Here is a 1,022-nt window from a genome sequence, read left to right on the forward strand (position 1 = left end):
CGGATAAGGAGTCGGGCGTCAACAGCATCGCCGCACACTGTGAAGGGTTCGCCGCAATGCCCCAGCCGTTCACCTGCAGTTCGATGCCCTACGAGTGACCATCGGTGTTTTCGCTGGACGCCGGCGATCTGCCAGAAGGGGGGCGAAGATCGTTTCCTACGAGGAGGCAGATCTGGCGGAGTTGGCCGCCGCGTGCTCGTTCGCACGGGGGCTCCGAGGTAGGGCGAGCCCGGAGTCCTGACGACAACGACTTCCTCCCGCACCACAGCGCGCGCCGCGGAGTCGATGTCGGCCAGGTAGGTGGCCACCTCACGGAAGAAGACCCGGATGAAGAGCTCGGTCAGCCGCCCGTCCAGGCTGAACTTCTCCGCCACCCAGGAAGCGGCATACCGCAACGGCATCGTCAGCACCCCCTGGGCGACGGGCCGGGGCGCCCCCAGTTCCGCCAGCCAAGCCGCTGTCAGCCCCCTGGCTGGCGGCTCCTGCAGCTCGTCCGTGTCTTGCGGGCCCTGAACGACGGGACCGGGATAGAGGAGGTGTGCGTAGTAGGCGAAGTTGAGGGTAAGGCGGGCTGTCTCGACTCCCATTCCGTCGGCGAGGTGGCGCGTCCAACTCTGGATGTGTCTCGCGCGTACGTCCTCGGCCGTGGCACGGGGGTCGCGGTATCCCACGCCGTGGACGGCCACGACGGCCAAAGGTTCACCGCTGCTACTGCTCATCGAAGTCTCCTGAAGACCGGTTGCACACTGAGGGCGATGACTTCATTTCCCATGCCGAGTACGACCGTGCCGTCCGCGGTGATCGTCGCGCACTTTGCCGCGTGGGGGAGCGTAAGGGTCGTCAGGCACGATGCACTGTTCACGTCCCACACCCGCAACGTGGGGTCGTCGCCAGCGGTGACGGCGATGGGGCGGCCGTTCACCACCGCTAGGTTCTGTTTCCTGGATCATGTTCGGAGCCAGATGACCAGGGCCGCGACGGTGACAGTTCCGAGGTAGACGTAGGCGCGTCTGTCGTAGCGG

Annotated in this window: 1 protein-coding gene; it reads right to left on the reverse strand. The window is 66.0% G+C overall.

The window, feature by feature from the left end; all coding sequences use genetic code 11:
- A partial coding sequence (locus tag ACWEKM_RS46655; protein ID WP_451627385.1) for a hypothetical protein occupies nt 1–719 on the reverse strand: 719 nt, incomplete at its 3' end.
- Nucleotides 720–1,022: the final 303 nt, after the last annotated feature.

It is taken from the genome of Streptomyces sp. NPDC004752 (assembly GCF_053601275.1).